Source organism: Micromonospora inaquosa, assembly GCF_003857055.1.
Lineage (GTDB): Bacteria > Actinomycetota > Actinomycetes > Mycobacteriales > Micromonosporaceae > Micromonospora > Micromonospora inaquosa.
Window position 1 is genome coordinate 53,575 of record NZ_QGSZ01000176.1, and the last position, 14,234, is coordinate 67,808.

The 14,234-nt window shown below is 71.9% G+C and carries 18 protein-coding genes; 7 read left to right on the top strand and 11 right to left on the bottom strand.

All coding sequences use genetic code 11. The features are described 5' to 3' along the window. Positions 1 to 49 precede the first annotated feature (49 nt). Positions 50 to 1,018 (bottom strand): AraC family transcriptional regulator, encoded by a 969-nt coding sequence (locus DLJ59_RS10215; protein WP_124772258.1) that lies wholly within the window; start codon positions 1,016 to 1,018, stop codon positions 50 to 52. Between the two features lie 102 nt (positions 1,019 to 1,120). On the opposite strand from DLJ59_RS10215, the gene DLJ59_RS10220 reads away from it, so the two are divergent. Next, on the top strand, positions 1,121 to 1,978 hold the full coding sequence (locus tag DLJ59_RS10220) for a Rossmann-fold NAD(P)-binding domain-containing protein (RefSeq protein ID WP_124772259.1): 858 nt from the start codon (positions 1,121 to 1,123) through the stop codon (positions 1,976 to 1,978). Beyond that, complete coding sequence (locus DLJ59_RS10225; RefSeq protein WP_124772260.1) at positions 1,975 to 2,463, top strand: anthrone oxygenase family protein; 489 nt, start codon at positions 1,975 to 1,977, stop codon at positions 2,461 to 2,463. Before DLJ59_RS10220 ends, DLJ59_RS10225 begins: the two co-directional genes overlap by 4 nt. Here DLJ59_RS10225 and DLJ59_RS10230 read toward each other — a convergent pair. The 3 genes from DLJ59_RS10230 to DLJ59_RS10240 all read right to left on the bottom strand — a co-directional run bounded on the left by DLJ59_RS10230 (position 2,460) and on the right by DLJ59_RS10240 (position 5,203). Further along, positions 2,460 to 3,323, bottom strand: a complete 864-nt coding sequence (locus tag DLJ59_RS10230) for an LLM class F420-dependent oxidoreductase (protein ID WP_124772261.1) — start codon at positions 3,321 to 3,323, stop codon at positions 2,460 to 2,462. The two genes, DLJ59_RS10225 and DLJ59_RS10230, sit on opposite strands and share 4 nt — an antisense overlap. Positions 3,324 to 3,455: 132 nt before the next feature. Continuing rightward, positions 3,456 to 4,103, bottom strand: coding sequence for a response regulator transcription factor (locus DLJ59_RS10235; RefSeq protein WP_124772262.1), 648 nt, complete (start codon positions 4,101 to 4,103; stop codon positions 3,456 to 3,458). Continuing rightward, positions 4,100 to 5,203, bottom strand: a complete 1,104-nt coding sequence (locus DLJ59_RS10240; RefSeq protein WP_124772263.1) for a sensor histidine kinase — start codon at positions 5,201 to 5,203, stop codon at positions 4,100 to 4,102. Before DLJ59_RS10240 ends, DLJ59_RS10235 begins: the two co-directional genes overlap by 4 nt. 141 nt (positions 5,204 to 5,344) lie before the next feature. Between DLJ59_RS10240 and DLJ59_RS10245 the strand changes: the two genes are divergently transcribed. Both DLJ59_RS10245 and DLJ59_RS10250 read left to right on the top strand, forming a co-directional pair. Then, the gene (locus DLJ59_RS10245; RefSeq protein WP_124772264.1) at positions 5,345 to 5,938 is read left to right on the top strand and encodes a CDP-alcohol phosphatidyltransferase family protein; all 594 of its coding nucleotides are present in this window, start codon (positions 5,345 to 5,347) and stop codon (positions 5,936 to 5,938) included. Then, the gene (locus DLJ59_RS10250; protein WP_124772265.1) at positions 5,935 to 6,405 is read left to right on the top strand and encodes a hypothetical protein; all 471 of its coding nucleotides are present in this window, start codon (positions 5,935 to 5,937) and stop codon (positions 6,403 to 6,405) included. Before DLJ59_RS10245 ends, DLJ59_RS10250 begins: the two co-directional genes overlap by 4 nt. A 40-nt stretch (positions 6,406 to 6,445) precedes the next feature. Here DLJ59_RS10250 and DLJ59_RS10255 read toward each other — a convergent pair whose 3' ends face one another. After that, a complete protein-coding gene (locus tag DLJ59_RS10255; protein WP_124772266.1) occupies positions 6,446 to 7,108 on the bottom strand; it encodes a response regulator in 663 nt (220 codons plus the stop codon). Beyond that, a complete protein-coding gene (locus DLJ59_RS10260; RefSeq protein ID WP_244235942.1) occupies positions 7,096 to 8,265 on the bottom strand; it encodes a sensor histidine kinase in 1,170 nt (389 codons plus the stop codon). The genes DLJ59_RS10255 and DLJ59_RS10260 overlap by 13 nt, the downstream gene beginning before the upstream one ends. Before the next feature lie 122 nt (positions 8,266 to 8,387). Between DLJ59_RS10260 and DLJ59_RS37320 the strand changes: the two genes are divergently transcribed. Further along, the gene (locus DLJ59_RS37320) at positions 8,388 to 8,789 is read left to right on the top strand and encodes a DUF6069 family protein (RefSeq protein WP_124772267.1); all 402 of its coding nucleotides are present in this window, start codon (positions 8,388 to 8,390) and stop codon (positions 8,787 to 8,789) included. Further along, a complete protein-coding gene (locus DLJ59_RS10270; protein ID WP_124772268.1) occupies positions 8,786 to 9,241 on the top strand; it encodes a hypothetical protein in 456 nt (151 codons plus the stop codon). Before DLJ59_RS37320 ends, DLJ59_RS10270 begins: the two co-directional genes overlap by 4 nt. Here the strand turns inward: DLJ59_RS10270 and DLJ59_RS10275 are convergent. Continuing rightward, a complete protein-coding gene (locus tag DLJ59_RS10275; RefSeq protein WP_124772269.1) occupies positions 9,207 to 10,496 on the bottom strand; it encodes an MFS transporter in 1,290 nt (429 codons plus the stop codon). The two genes, DLJ59_RS10270 and DLJ59_RS10275, sit on opposite strands and share 35 nt — an antisense overlap. A gap of 134 nt (positions 10,497 to 10,630) precedes the next feature. Continuing rightward, positions 10,631 to 11,500: a fructosamine kinase family protein gene (locus DLJ59_RS10280; protein WP_244235943.1), complete on the bottom strand. Its 870-nt coding sequence runs from the start codon at positions 11,498 to 11,500 to the stop codon at positions 10,631 to 10,633. Between the two features lie 96 nt (positions 11,501 to 11,596). Between DLJ59_RS10280 and DLJ59_RS10285 the strand changes: the two genes are divergently transcribed. Further along, positions 11,597 to 12,664, top strand: coding sequence for a serine hydrolase domain-containing protein (locus DLJ59_RS10285; protein WP_124772270.1), 1,068 nt, complete (start codon positions 11,597 to 11,599; stop codon positions 12,662 to 12,664). Here the strand turns inward: DLJ59_RS10285 and DLJ59_RS10290 are convergent. The 3 genes from DLJ59_RS10290 to DLJ59_RS10300 form a co-directional block, all read right to left on the bottom strand. Next, positions 12,623 to 13,192, bottom strand: a complete 570-nt coding sequence (locus tag DLJ59_RS10290) for a DUF4253 domain-containing protein (RefSeq protein WP_124772271.1) — start codon at positions 13,190 to 13,192, stop codon at positions 12,623 to 12,625. The two genes, DLJ59_RS10285 and DLJ59_RS10290, sit on opposite strands and share 42 nt — an antisense overlap. Before the next feature lie 36 nt (positions 13,193 to 13,228). Further along, complete coding sequence (locus tag DLJ59_RS10295; RefSeq protein ID WP_124772272.1) at positions 13,229 to 13,819, bottom strand: DinB family protein; 591 nt, start codon at positions 13,817 to 13,819, stop codon at positions 13,229 to 13,231. A 96-nt stretch (positions 13,820 to 13,915) separates the two neighbouring features. Then, positions 13,916 to 14,234, bottom strand: a 319-nt coding sequence (locus DLJ59_RS10300) for a cellulose binding domain-containing protein (protein ID WP_208648617.1), incomplete at its 5' end; no start/stop codon positions are given.

Sequence of the window (14,234 nt, forward strand, 5' to 3'; positions counted from 1 at the left end):
CCCAAACCTCAGCCCTGAAGCGCCACAGTCAGCAGTTCCCACGTGGCGGTCAGGCCCCGGGTGTCACCAGGTCCGCCGTCTGCGGCCGGCTGGTCTGCCGGTGTTCGGCCGGGCTGAGCCCGCGTACCCGTTTGAAGGCCGCGCTGAGCGCGAATGAGCTGCCGTAGCCGACCTGACGGGCCACCGCGCCGACGGTGGCGTCCGGTTCGCGCAACAGGTCGGCCGCCAGCGCGAGTCGCCAATTGGTCAGGTACGCCATCGGCGGCTCGCCAACCAGTTCGGTGAACCGGCGGGCCAGCACGGCCCGCGAGACACCGGTCCCAACTGCCAGGGTGGCCACCGTCCAGGGCTTCGCCGGGTGCTCGTGCAGCAGCCGCAGCGCCCTGCCGACCACCGGATCGCCGTGTGCCCGGTACCAGGCGGGCGCTGCCGCCTCCGGTCGGGAGAACCAGGCCCGGAGTACGGCGATGAGCAGTAGGTCGAGCAGCCGGTCCAGGACCACCTCCTGCCCCAACTCGTCCTTGGCCATCTCGTCGCTGAGCAACGGAACGAGCGGACTGTCCAGTGCCCCGGCTGGCAGCACCAGGAGATCGGGCAGGACCCGCAGCAGCCGTTGACTCACCTCGCCCTGCAACTGGTACGTACCACTGAGCAGCACCGCCGTCCCGTCGGCGCGTTCACCCCAGGTCCGGACACCCAGGTCCATCACCTCGCACAACTCATCGCCGGTGGGGGTGGTGCTGCGCTCACCGGGATGGATCACGGCCTGTGGGGGCGTGGCCGGGTCGTCAGCGACCGTGTACGGCTGTGGGCCGCGAATGATCGCGACGTCACCGGGGTGCAGCGGCACCGGAGCACCCCGGTCCGGAACCACCCATGCCGAGCCGCGCAGCATGGTGAGCAGGGTGAGCGGCGCGCGATCCTGGATTCGTACCGACCACGGCGGGTCGAACACCGACCGCATCAGGAACGCACCACGCGCCCGTGGCCCGTCCAGCAGCCCCGCGAGCGCATCCATGTCCTCAGGCTAGCCCCGTGAGGGCGGTGGCTGAGACGCCGGGACATGGGTCCAAGACTCTCAGCCATTCCTGGTGCGGTCGCCCTCAACTTGACTGGTGGCATGACAAAGAACGTTGATGAGCAGCCGATTCTCGTGCTGGGCGGCACCGGCAAGACCGGCCGCCGGGTGGTGGACCGGCTGGTCAAACTCGATCGGCCGGTACGGGTCGGCTCCCGCTCCGGTGAGCCCCCGTTCGACTGGACCGACCGGCGCACCTGGGCGTCCGTACTGGACGGGGTTTCCTCGGTCTACCTGGTGTACTACCCGGACCTGGCCGCGCCGGACGCCCTCGCGACGGTCCGCTCGTTCACCGAACAGGCGGTGGCCGGCGGGATCGAACGGCTGGTCCTGCTTTCCGGCCGGGGCGAGGAGGAGGCCGAACTCAGCGAACGGACGGTCCAGGACTCCGGGGTGGCCTGGACGATCGTGCGGGCGAGCTGGTTCAGCCAGAACTTCAGCGAGGACTTCCTCACCGACTCGATCCGCGGTGGCGAGGTCGTCCTCCCGGCCGGGAACGTGCCGGAGCCGTTCGTCGACGCCCACGACATCGCCGACATCGTGGTCGCGGCGCTGACTGGGAACGGGCACGCGGGGCAGCTCTACGAGGTGACCGGCCCTCGGCTCCTCACCTTCGCCGAGGCGACCTCGGAGATTGGTGACGCGCTCGGACGGGAGATCCGCTACCGATCGGTTTCGCCTGAGGAGTACGCCGCCGTGCTGGCCGGGCACGACGTGCCGGCAGAGCTCGCGGCGGTGCTGACCGAGCTGTTCGGCAAGGTCCTGGACGGCCGCAACGCCCAGCTCACCGATGGTGTGCAACGGGCCCTGGGCCGTAGACCGCGCGACTTCACCGACTATGCCCGCAGTGCCGCCGCCGCTGGTGCGTGGGACACCTCGCCCGGTGGGAACCGGGCATGAACGCCACCCTGGCTGCCTGGTCGGCGGCGGTGACCCTGGTGCTGACCGGTGCGATCACCGGCGTCTACTTCGCCTTCTCGGTGGCGGTGATGCCCGGTCTGAACGCCGTCGACGCCGGCACCGCGATCCGGGCCATGACGAGCATCAACCAGAAGATCCAGAATCCGCTGTTCTTCGTCACGTTCTTCGGCCCGATCGTCGCCGCCACGGTGACCGGGGTGTTGCTGTTGATCCCCGGTCACCGGACGCCGGGCGTGCTGTTCCTGCTGGCCGCGGGGGTGTACCTGGTGGGCGCGTTGATCCCGACGGTGCTCGTCAACGTGCCGATGAACGAGACGCTCGACGCCGCGGGCGTGCCGACCGACCCTGCGGAGGCGGCCCGAATCTGGGCTTCCTACTCGTCGGGCTGGATGTGGTGGAACTCGGTACGTGCCGTTGCGAGCCTGATCAGCCTGTTGCTGGCCGGTCTCGGTATCTTCCTCTAGATCAGGGCCGCGGCGAGGGTGCGGAACGCGTCGGCGGGGAAGGTGGTGGCATCGCCGCCGTTGAGTACCTGGATCGCCACCTCGTCCGCGCCGGCCTGGTAGTGCTGCTCCAGCCCGGCCGTCACCTTCTCGACGGTGCCCCAGGGGATCAGGGCGTCGACGAGGCGGTCGCTGCCGCCGTCGGCGAAGTCCTCGTCGGTCCAGCCGAATCGGCGCAGGTTGTTGGTGTAGTTCGGCAGTGCCAGGTAACCGCTGGTGTACTGCCGGGCGGTGGCGCGCGCGGTGGTGGCGTCCGGGTCGAGGACCACCGCGACCTCGGGGGCGAGCAGCCGGTCGGGCCCGATCGCCGCCCGGGCCTCGGCGGTGTGCTCGGCCGGGACGAAGTAGGGGTGCGCTCCGGCGGAGCGGTCGCGGGAGAGGTCGAGCATCCGCGGGCCCAGTGCGGCCAGGATGCGTCGCTGGGGCGAAAGCCCGGCCGCGTCGAGGCCGTCCAGGTAATCCACCATTCTTGAGTACGGCTTGCGATAGTCGGTGCCGCTGCCCTCGACCACCACCGCGTGGCTGGCGCCGAGACCGAGCAGGAACCGGCCGGGATGCGCCTGCTCCGCCGCCTGGGCGAACGCCGCCACCTCGGGAGGCGACGAGTGCCAGATGCTCACGATCCCGGTCGCGACCCCGATGCGCGTCGTTCCGTCCAGGATCTCGCGGAAGCGGGGGGCGACGTTCTCTCCGAAACCGCCGGAGAACCAGATCCGTGAGTAGCCGAGGTCTTCCAACTCGGTCGCGGCGTCGATTGCCGCGCCCCGACTGTCGCTGGAGAGGAAGAACGGTTGCCAGACGCTGACCAGTCGTTGTGCCATACCAGGACCCTATGGCCTCCGGGAGCCTCGCGGCATGGGTTCAACCCGGTCGATGACCATGCGGCGCGCTGGCGCTGTTCGGAGGTGGGCGGGCCGGCGCGGGCCGCCCGCTGGTAACCACCGACTCCTGACTCACGGCGCGAGGCCGGCCTGGATCGCCAGGATGGCGGCCCGTACCCGGTCGCGGCTGCCGGTCTTGGCCAGCACGTTGGTGACGTGGGTCTTGACGGTGCTCATGGACAGGTAGAGGCGTTCGGCGATCTCGTTGTTGTTGAGCCCGGCCCCGATCAGGGCGAGCACGTCGGTTTCCCGGGCGGTCAGCTGGCAGGCCGACAGGTCCACGCGGGTGGCCGGGCCGATCGCGCGGACCCGGTCGAGGACGGCGCCGGTGACCTGGGCGGAGAGGACCGCCTCGCCGGCCACGACGGTGCGCACGGCGGCGATCAGGTCGCGGGCGCTGGACCGCTTGAGCAGGAACCCGCGTGCGCCGGCGGCGATGGCGTCCAGGACGTAGGCGTCGTCGTCGAAGGTGGTGACGACGATGACCGCCGGCGCGTGCGGGATCGTGGCCAGTTCGCGGGTGGCTTGCAGGCCGTCGAGTACCGGCATGCGGATGTCGACGAGGGCGACGTCGATGCGGGAGTCGCGACGCACGGCGTCGAGGAGCTGCCGGCCGTCGGCTGCTTCCGCCGCGACCTGGATGTCGGGCTGGGACCGCAGGATCAGACTGAAGCCGTCCCGGACCAACTCCTGATCGTCGGCGATCGCGACGCGGATCATCGGTTCGCCACCGGCAGGTTGGCCTGCACCATGGTGCCGCCGCCGGGGCGCCGGCTCAGCTCCCAGCTGCCACCGCGCGCGGAAACGCGCTCGCCGATGCCGAGCAGACCCGAGCCGCTCGTGGGCGCTTGGGGCGGCCCGACGCCGTCGTCGCTGACCCGCAGGCGGGCATGGTCGCCGACGCGGACCAGCTCGACCCAGGCCGCTGTGGCTTTCGCGTGGCGGGCGATGTTGGTGAGGGCCTCCTGGGCGATGCGGTAGACGGTCAACACACCGGTCTCGTCCAGGCCCGGTTCGGGGTCCAGCTGGACCCGCACCGTCACGCCCTGCTGGCGCAGCGGCTGCGCGAGCAGCTCGTCGATGTCGGACAGGCGTGGCGGCGCGCTGACCGCGATCGACGCGGTCGGATCGCGCAGGTGCACGACGAGCGTGTCGAGCTCGCTCAGTGCGGTGCGGCCGCTGTCCGCGATCGCCCGCAACGCCGCCCCCGGGTCGTCGCTGAGTTGGCCCGCCTCGGCCTGCACCACCATCGCGGTGACGTGGTGGCCGACCACGTCATGCAGCTCGCGGGCCAGGTTGGTGCGCTGTTCGAGCCAGGCGGCCTGGCCGCGCAGGTCGGCTGTCTCCCGGGTGAGGGCGTAGCCGCGGGACCACGATCGCAACAGGATCGCCAGGAGGTAGCCGGCGGTCACGAAGAAGAACGGCTGCTCGTACAGCCCTCGTTCGTTGGCCAATGCGATGGCGAGCGCGCCGGTCGCACCGATCAAACCAACCACCCATCCCAGCCACGGGTGCCGGGCCGGGTCTTCGCAGGTCGAGACGAACACCAGGCAGGCGGCCGCGAGGCCCAGCTGCACCGATTCCCCGGTGCTCACGATCGCCACGAACCCTGCGCAGACCGCGAAGATCAGGGTTCGGTGGCGCGGGCCCAGCGCCGTGGCGCCGAGGCCGACCGGCAGCACCAGCCACGCCCATCCCGCCGGCACGGACACGCCCCCCTCGACGGTGGTGACCACGGCGGCGATGATCAAGCCAACCACGCCGTACGCGAGTCGGCGCACCCGCTCGGGGCCGCGCAACCGTTCGCGGATTCCAGTCATCACCTGCACAGTCTCCGCGACCGGCCGCAGGACCGACCAGTACCCAGGTACCGGATCGGTCGGCACCCCGGTGCCGCCCTCGCGGCCAGATCGGCACCGCGGCACGTTCCGCGAAGACGCTCACCGCGCGAACCTGCGGAGGTGACTCTCGTCGACTCCCACGCCGCGCTCGCCGTCGGCCCTCTTCGTACGGTTCCCAACTACATCACCGCCGTTCGCACGGTCGCCGCGGTGACCGTCGGTGTCCTCGCCATCGTCTCCGGGTCGGTGGGATTGATGGCGGTATCGTATGTTATCTACTGGATCGGCGACGTGCTCGACGGCTGGACCGCCCGTCGCCTCGGCCAGGAGACCCGAGCCGGGGCGGTCTTCGACATCGTGAGCGACCGCGCGTGCACCGCCGTACTCTGCGTGGGCCTGATCGCCCTCGTGCCCGGCATCGCGGTCGTGGCCCTGGTCTTTCTGCTCGCGTTCCTGGTGCTGGACACCATGCTGTCGCTGGCGTTCCTGTGCTGGCCCGTGCTCAGCCCCAACTACTTCCACCTGGTCGACCGGCGGGTCTGGGCGTTGAACTGGTCGCCCGTGGCCAAGGTCGCCAACACCGCCGGCGTCATCTGCGCCATCGCGTTCGGGCAGCACCTGCTCGCGCTGGGCGTCGCCATCGCCGTCGTCGCGGTCAAGCTGTGGTCGGCCGCGGCGGTGGTCCGGCTGCTCGAACGGGACGGCCGGGCGTGAGCACCCTCGCCGAAGCCGCGGTGGCACTCGGCTACGGTCTCGCCTCGGCGCTCGTCCCGGTCGTCAACGCCGAGGCCTACGCCGTGATCGCCGGGCACCGTGGCGGCCACGCGCTCGTCGCCGTGCTCGCCCTGGCGCTCGGGCAGACCGTCGGCAAGCTGCTCCTGTTCGAGTCGGCGCGACGTGGATCGGGGCGGCTGGCCCGGACGGTCGCGCGGCGGAGAAGGTCAGGTCGCGCGGGGGGCCGGGCCACACGGTGGACCGAACCCATCCGGCGCTGGCTCTCCCGCCGCCGCACCGCCCTACCGACAGTGCTCGTCTCCGCCGCGGTGGGGGTTCCACCGTTGGCCGTCGTCAGCCTCGCCGCCGGCACCGCGGGTATCCGACGTGGGGAGTTCGCCGTCGCGTGCCTCTCCGGGCGGGTGATCCGGTTCGCCCTCCTCGTCCTGCCGGCGGCGCTGGCCTGAACGGCCGTCGGCCGGAGACGGGCGGACACTCGGCCCGCGGTCAGAGGAGCCGGCCGTCGTGGGCGAGCAGGGCGATCTGGGTACGGTTGTCGAGATCCAGCTTGGTCAGGATGTGCGAGACGTGGGCCTTCACCGTCGTCACGCTCATCAGCAGCTCGCTGGCGATCTCGGCGTTGGCGCGCCCCTGCCCGATGGCCAGCACGACGTCGCGTTCCCGGGGCGTGAGCAGGGCCAACCGCTCGCGCGCCCGCTCGTAGGATTCGGCCCCCGACGCGACCCGCTGCATGAGCCGACGGGTCACCCCCGGCGACAGCATCGGGTTGCCGGCCGCGACCGCGCGGACCGCCTGGCTGATCTGCTCGGGTGGGGTGTCCTTGAGCAGGAAGCCGCTCGCTCCGGCTCGGAGAGCCCGCAGCACGTGCTCGTCGGTGTCGAACGTGGTCAGCACGATGATCTCGGGTGGTCGGTGCCGGCGGCGAAGGCGCTCGGTGGCGGTGATGCCGTTGACGCCGGGCATCCTGATGTCCATCAGCACCACGTCCGGCAGGTGCCGGTCCACCGCGGTGATCGCCGTGGCGCCGTCGGCGGCCTCGCCCACGACGACGATCCCGTCGGCGCCGTCGAGCATCAGCGTGAGCATTCCCCGGACGAGAGGATCGTCGTCGACGATGACGACCCGGATCGGGCCCGTCACGTCGGCCACGGCAGCCACGCGGTGAGGTGGAACCGCCCGGCGGCGTCGACGTGGTGGGCGACGCGACCGCCGGTGAGCGCGGCCCGTTCGGCGAGGCCGACCAGGCCGGCACCGGCGCTGCCGGTGGCGCCGCTGTCGGGCGTGGTCGGGTTGCTCACCGCGATGCTCAGGCCGGTGCCCGGCGCGCCGCCGAGCACCAGCCGGACCGGCTGGCCGGCGGCGTGCTTGCGGGCGTTGGTCAGCGCCTCCTGCGCGATCCGGTACGCGGTGCGGCCAACTGCCGCGGGGATCTCGACCGGTGGGCCGAGCGGGTCGTCGACCTCGACCTGTTGCCCGGCGGCCCGCGCCTCGTCGACCAGGCGCGGCAGGTCAGCGAGAGTCTGCCCGGGTGGTGCGTCCGTCGGCGACTCGGCGTCGTCGCTGCGCAGCAGGGTGATCACCTCGCGCAGCTCGTCGAGAGCGTGGTGGGCGCTGGCCCGGATCACCCCGGCGGCGGCACTGAGCCGCTCGGGCGGCGCGTCCGGCCGATACTCCATCGCGCCGGCCGCCGCCGCCAGCAGGGACAGCCGGTGGGCCAGCACATCGTGCATCTCCCGCGCGATCCGGCTGCGCTCCGCCGCCCGCGCCTCGTCGACCCGCCGTTCCTGCTCCCGCTCGGCCCGCCGGGCCCGGTCCCGCAGCTCCGCCAGCAGGGCGTTGCGGGCCTGCGCCCAGGTGCCCCAGCCGAGCAGGGCCGCGTACGCGATCGTCATCAGCACCAGCCGCCACCCGTACGGCAGGCTGGGCACCGGCCGCCAGAGCGCCTGCACCGCCTCGCCCGCCACGCCGACCGCCGCCACCGCCGCCGCTTGCCGAAACGGCCGGTTGCGGGCGATGAACAGCACCGCGAAGCTGGCCACCGGCGTGGCCACCGGAGACAGCGCGACGAGCACACCGGCCAGCACGCCACCGAGCCGTGGGCGGCGGACGACCACCGGAACGAGGATCAGGGCGGCCACCGCCAGCGCGACGTCGACGCCGACCAGGCCGGGGGAGCTGGACCGGGTGGCGGACCACAGCATGGTCGCGACGAGGACGCCGACCGCCACTGTCGTCACGCCCACCGGGGCGGAACGCCACACCCGGGGCGGTGTGACCTCGCACGTCGCCGCATCCACATCGCGCACGCTACTGCGCTGGTGGCGGGCCGGACCACCTCCTTTGGTAGTACGCCGAGCCGCCGGTGGACGTACCCGCTGCGGCGTCCGGACCGACGCGTCCGGCCCGGCCGGGTCCGCAGACTCAGGCCATGACGAACAACCTTTTCCTGATACGGGCCGCGGTGGCGGCTGGCGCGACAGTGGTGGCCGTGGCCGAGTTCGCGCTGCTGCACTCGGCGGCCGGCGTCGACCTGGCGGTCAGGTCCGGAAGCTCGACCCGGCAGGTCACGGTGGGAGCGGTCATCGTTGCCGCAGCGGTCGCGGCGCTGGCCGGCTGGGCGCTGCTCGCGGTGCTGGAACGTCGCACCGACCGCTCCCGCGTGTGGTGGACCTCGACCGCTGTCGCGGTTCTGCTGCTGTCGCTCGTGGTCGGGCCACCGAGTGGCGTCGGCGGGGGAGCGAAGGCGACCCTCGCGCTGCTGCACCTGAGCGTCGGCGTCATCCTCATCGTCGGCCTGCTCCGGCCGCGACGGGGAGTGACGCACCGATGATCACGCTGACCGTCCGCAAGCAGGACGGCGCCTTCGTCCTCGACTCCGGGCCGGGCGCGTCGCTGCGTACCGGCTGGACCTGGCGGTGCGGCGAGATCCGCACCGGCACCGGCCGCTGGACTGTCGAACCGACCGGACGCCGACGCATCGGGTTCACGGCCCGGGGCGAGCACGGCGTGCCGGTGCGGCTCGACCCGGGCCGGTCGCACGTGCCAGGGCCCGGTGGGGTGGCGCGTTGGGCGCCCGGTCGCCGCGGTGGTGAGCTGGTACGCGACGGGCACCGCCTCGCGGTGCGCCTTCCCGGCCGACCGGGCGGGCCGATCCGCGTCGACGTCACCGGCGAGTGGGCCGAGCTGGAACTGGTGGTGCTCACTGCCTGTTTCGCGCTGATGAGTCAGCGGCGGCGGCGCACCCTGATCATGATGGCGGCCGTCGGCGGGGGGAGTAGCTGACCGACGGCCCGTCCGCAGCCGAATCCAGCTGATCAACAGGCTGGCGGGTAGCCGCCGAACGGGTGGTGGAAGCGGCGTCGGTCGGCGCTGGCCGGACGGCGCGACCGCGATGGGAGTCCACGGTGAGCAGCGTCAGGGCGGCCAGCGTCAGCAGCCCGCCGGCGAGGGCCAGCGGGCGTGCCCCCGAGGTGGGCAGCAGGGCGCCGCCGAGCAGCGATCCGCCGGCGATGCCAGCGTTGAAGGCGACGCTGACCCCGGCCGACGCGATGTCGGTGCTGCCCGGGGCCAGTTGCAGCATCCGGTTCTGCACGGCGGAGCCGAACGCCGCGTACGCGAGGCCGATCCCGGCGAGGAGCGCGACCACACCCGGCCGGAGCGCGCCGAGCGCGTACAGCCCGAGCAGCGACGCCATGCCGATGCTCAGCGGTGTCAACAGCGAAGCGATCGGTCGGCTGTCCAGAGTCCGCGCCGCGATCAGGGTGCCGACGACGCCGGCCGCGCCGGAGACGAACAGCAGCGGTGCCAGCACCGCGTCGGTGAAGCCGCTGACGTCGAGCAGGAACGGTGTCACGTAGGTCTGCAGGGTCATGAAGCCGCCGATGCCGAGGGCGGTGGAGATCAGCAACACCGCGAAACGCCGCCCGTCCGGTGCGGAGCCCCGGGCGGCACCGCCAGCGGCCGGCGGATAGGACGGCAGGAGGACCAGCACCGCGGCGGCGATCGCCAGACCGACGCCGGCCAGCACCGCGAACGCCGCGCGCCAGCCGGCTTGCTGCCCGAGCCAGGTGCCGAGGGGTACGCCGAGCACCGGGGCCAGCGTCGCACCCGTCGCGAACAGCGCCACCGCCCGGCCGCGCACCGCGACCGGAAACGGCCCGATCACTGTCGCCGTGGCGATGGACCAGAACAGCGCCTGGGCGAGGGCGGTCACCAGACGGGAGCCGGCCAACACGGCGTACGTCGACGCGAGCGCGGCGGCGGCGTTCGCGGCGGCGAACAGGAGCATCGTGACGCCGAGCAGCTGGCGTCGGGGGATCCGCTGGGTCAGCCGGGTCAGCGGCACGGACGCCAGCACCACCACCACGGCGTACCCGCTGACCAGCAGCCCCACCTGTGAGCGGGATCGGCCCAGATCGGGTGCGATGTGGGTCAGTAGACCGACGGGCAGCAACTCGGTCGTGATGAACGCGAACGCGGCGAGGGAGAGCGTGACGAGCACGGCCCTGGCCCTTCGCGGCGACACCTCCGGTGCCATGGCCCACCCCCATTTCCAGGGTCACCGTAATGGAGGCCGCGACCTCCGATCCGCTCGCGGGTCTCGCGACGGACGGCGACCACCTCGTCGGGGCACTGCGGCCCGGTTGCCGTGGTCGGCGGCTGGGCCTCTGGTCAGGGTCGTGCCCGGAACGGGGCAAGGACGGCGCGGATCTGATCAGCTGCGCCCCAGTCGTCGTCGAACTGGGCCAGCACGGCGAGGTGTTGTCGCAGCTGGATGAGCGGCATGCGGGTCTCCCAGTCGCCGTCGAGCGAGGTCAGCTCCGCGTAGACCCCGAACATCCGTCGTGCCTCGGGCGGGGGCGAGGTGGACCACACGTGCGCGAGGTCGACCTCGGCCCACATGTACGACACTGCCGGGTCGACCAGCGCGGGCTCTCCGTCCGCGGTGGCCAGGATGTTCTGTGCCCACAGGTCACCGTGGGTCAGACACGCAGGCCGATCCGGCAGCAGGTCCGGCAGCCGGTCGCAGAGCCGTTCCAGCGCCGCTCGGTCCGCCGCGTCCAGCGCCGCCTCGACGCGGGGCTGATCGAGCCAGCGAAGCAGCCGGTGCTCTGCGAAGAAGGCGAAGCCGTCGTCGTTCCAGGTGTTGATCTGGCGGCGACGACCCAGCCAGTTGTCGTGGTGCCAACCGAAGCGAGGATGGGTCGTGCTCAGGTGCAGGCGGGCGAGCAGGTGCGCGAACCGCTCCCAGAAGGCCTCGCTGCGCGGCCTCGCGTGCAGCACCGACAACACCAGTAGGTCCCGATCCGCCAGGATCACCTCGGGTGTCGCCACCCCGCCGAGCTCGCGCAGCGCGGCCAGCCCTTCGGCCTCGGCGGCGAAGACGTCGTGGGCCGGCGGGTCGGCGAAACCCTTGACGAACACCGGCGGCGCATCCCGACGGGTGGCGATGCCGGCGAGCGCCGCGAGCCCGCCCGTCACCGGCTGCACCGTCACGACCTCACGCATACCGGCCCGGTGCAGGCGTTCGAGCAGGGTCACGAGCGATGCTCCTCAGGTCCGGTGGGGATTACGCGATCCTATGAGGCGGGTCACGGCTCGCCCTGCCGGCGGCGGTGGTGTCGGACACTGCTGGGCATGGGACAGATGTCGGTGGATCAGCAGCGGCTGGGGCGGGTCGTCCAGGAATTCGGCGCCCGCTGGACGAGAGACGCCGCCGACATCGAGACCTACCTGGCGGCACAGGTCGCGGACGTGAGCCACCGCGAGGTCGTCGGCCCGCTGCGCGCCGCCAGTGGGGGCAGCGGTGTGGTCCGCGTCGGGGGCAGGGAGGTTGCCGTCTGGGGCGACCCGGACGTCCCGGAGATGGCCTTCAGCGTCACCAAGTCCGTTGTGTCGGTGGTGGCCGGCCTGGCCTTCGACGACGGGCTGTTGGTGCCGGACCAACCGGTGCACCAGGTCGTCGACGTTCCTGAGTTCCACGGGCCGCACAACGAGCAGATCACGTGGCGTCATCTGCTGCAGCAGTCGAGCCAGTGGGAAGGCGAGCTGTGGGGCAAGCCGACGAGCGTCGACGCGCAGAGCTTCCGCGAGCGCACGGAGGTGCACGGTACGCCCCCGGGGCAGGGGTGGGCGTACAACGACGTGCGGATGAATCTGCTCGCGTACGCGCTGACGATCCTGTTACGCAGGCCGCTGCCGGAGGTGCTGCGGGAGCGGGTCATGGACCCGCTGGGCGCCTCCGACCGGTGGTCGTGGCACGGGTACCGGACGAGCGTCGTCGATATCGGCGGCCGCCGGACCGAGGTGGTCTCCGGCGGCGCGCACTGGGGTGGGGGACTGATCGTCCCAGCCCGGGACCTGGCCCTGATCGGGCAGCTCTTCCTGGACCGGGGGACGCACGCCGGGGCCCGGCTGCTCAGTCCTGAGTGGATCGATCAGTCGTGGACGCCGTGCCCCGTGAAGCGCGAATACGGTTATCTGTGGTGGCTCAACGACGATCAGGTGCCGTGGCCCGGGGCACCGGCCACCGGCCGCAGCGCCCGGGGCAACGGCGGACGACACCTGCTGTGGGTCGATCCGGCCCGGGAACTCATCCTCGCCTCCCACTGGACCGAGGAACCGCTCGAACTGATCCGCGAGGTCTCCCGCACCGTCGGCCGGTCAGGGCCGGTTGTGGACGAACCACGCGTCACCGGCCGCTAGGGCGACGGCGACCTCCCATCGGCGCAGGTCGAGGTTCGGAGCGAGGGCCTTGAGCTGACCCGCGGCGGCCCACGCCTCGTCCCCCGGCGTCGGGCGACGACCCACCTGAAACTGCAGCATGGTGCCCCAGGACGCGACCAGGCGGGCATCCCACCGGTGCCGCCACTGCGCCAGCACCTCGGCGAGCTTCTGCTGAGCCTCGCAGGTCAGCGCACCGTGGAAGTCCACCCAGTACGCCGAGCTGCGGACGTCGCTGGTGGGCACGAGCATGAGCAGGACGCTGTCGGGCGTGTACCAGTAGTCGGTCTGCGTCACGAACCGCACCCTGTCGAGCACCTGGGCGTGCAGGTCGACGCGGGTCGTGCCGCGCGCATGGTATTCAATCTCGGCCTGGTTGACCTGTTGGTCCTCGCTGTAGTGGCGGTAGGTCAGCCAGGGTGCGGAGGCCGCGGCGGCCTCGGCGAACGCGCGTAGCTCGGATTCCGACGGACCCGGCCAGCGGTGTGCCCACGAACGCCGCTTCGACATGGGCGATGTCGTCTCGCCCGTCGACGGGTTTCCCGATCATGCGAAGCGGTCGGCCAGCTTCGTCAGCTTGCTGACGTAGGCCGGCCAGTCGTAGTCGTCGGGGATGTTGGTGCTGTCCCGTCGAAGGCCGATCGCGGTGTCGTGCTGTTCGCGCATGATGTCGGCGTGCCCGGCGTGACGGGCGAGATCGCAGGTCACGTGGATGATGATCCGGTGCAGCGTCACGTCCTGCGCGCCGGGCTGCCACCACGGCACCTGCCCCGGCGCGTCGAGCGGTAGCTCGTCGATCGTCTGGTCCGCGAACGCACCGACCCGTTGATACAGGTCGATCAGCCCATCCTTCGTCTCGTCTTCCCGGGCGTACCAGTCTGCCTGCGGGTCCTCGTCGAACGCCTCCGTCGGGACCAGCTCGTCAGGGGTCGGGAATTCGCGGCCGAAGGTGGGCCCGAAGTAGCCGGCTTCGACATTGAGGCAGTGCTTGAGGATGCCCAGCAGGTTGTTGCCGGTCGCCGTGCGGGGCAGCCTGACCTCGCGTTCGCTGAGCCCGTCGAGCTTCCAGACGAGGTCTTCGCGGGTCCCGCGAAGGTAGACGTGCAGCGCGGCCTTCGCATCGCTCAGATCAGCCATGCCGGCCAGTCTTCCCTATCCGCCGGGCCGTCGCGCACCCACGGCGGGCCGGTGCGCTGGCACCGGCCCGCCGAGCGACGTGATCTGTCCGGGGTGTCAGCTTCCGGTGCAACTCGCGGTGGCTCCGCTGCCGGTGCCGGCGCCCTGGAATCCGAAACTGGTGCCCTGCCCTGCGGCCAGTCGCCCGTTGTAGCTCTGGTTCGCGACGGTGATGGTCCCGCTGGTGCCGCTGCTGACCCCGTTCCACAGCGAGCTGACCGACGCTCCGCTCGGCAGGGTGAGGGTGACCCGCCAGCCGGTCAGCGCGGTGGTTCCCGCGGTGACGCTGACATTGGCGACGAATCCGCCGTTCCACTGGTCCTGCACGGAGTAGACAGCGGTGCAGCCGGGGGTGCCGGTGGGCGGTGGCCCGGTC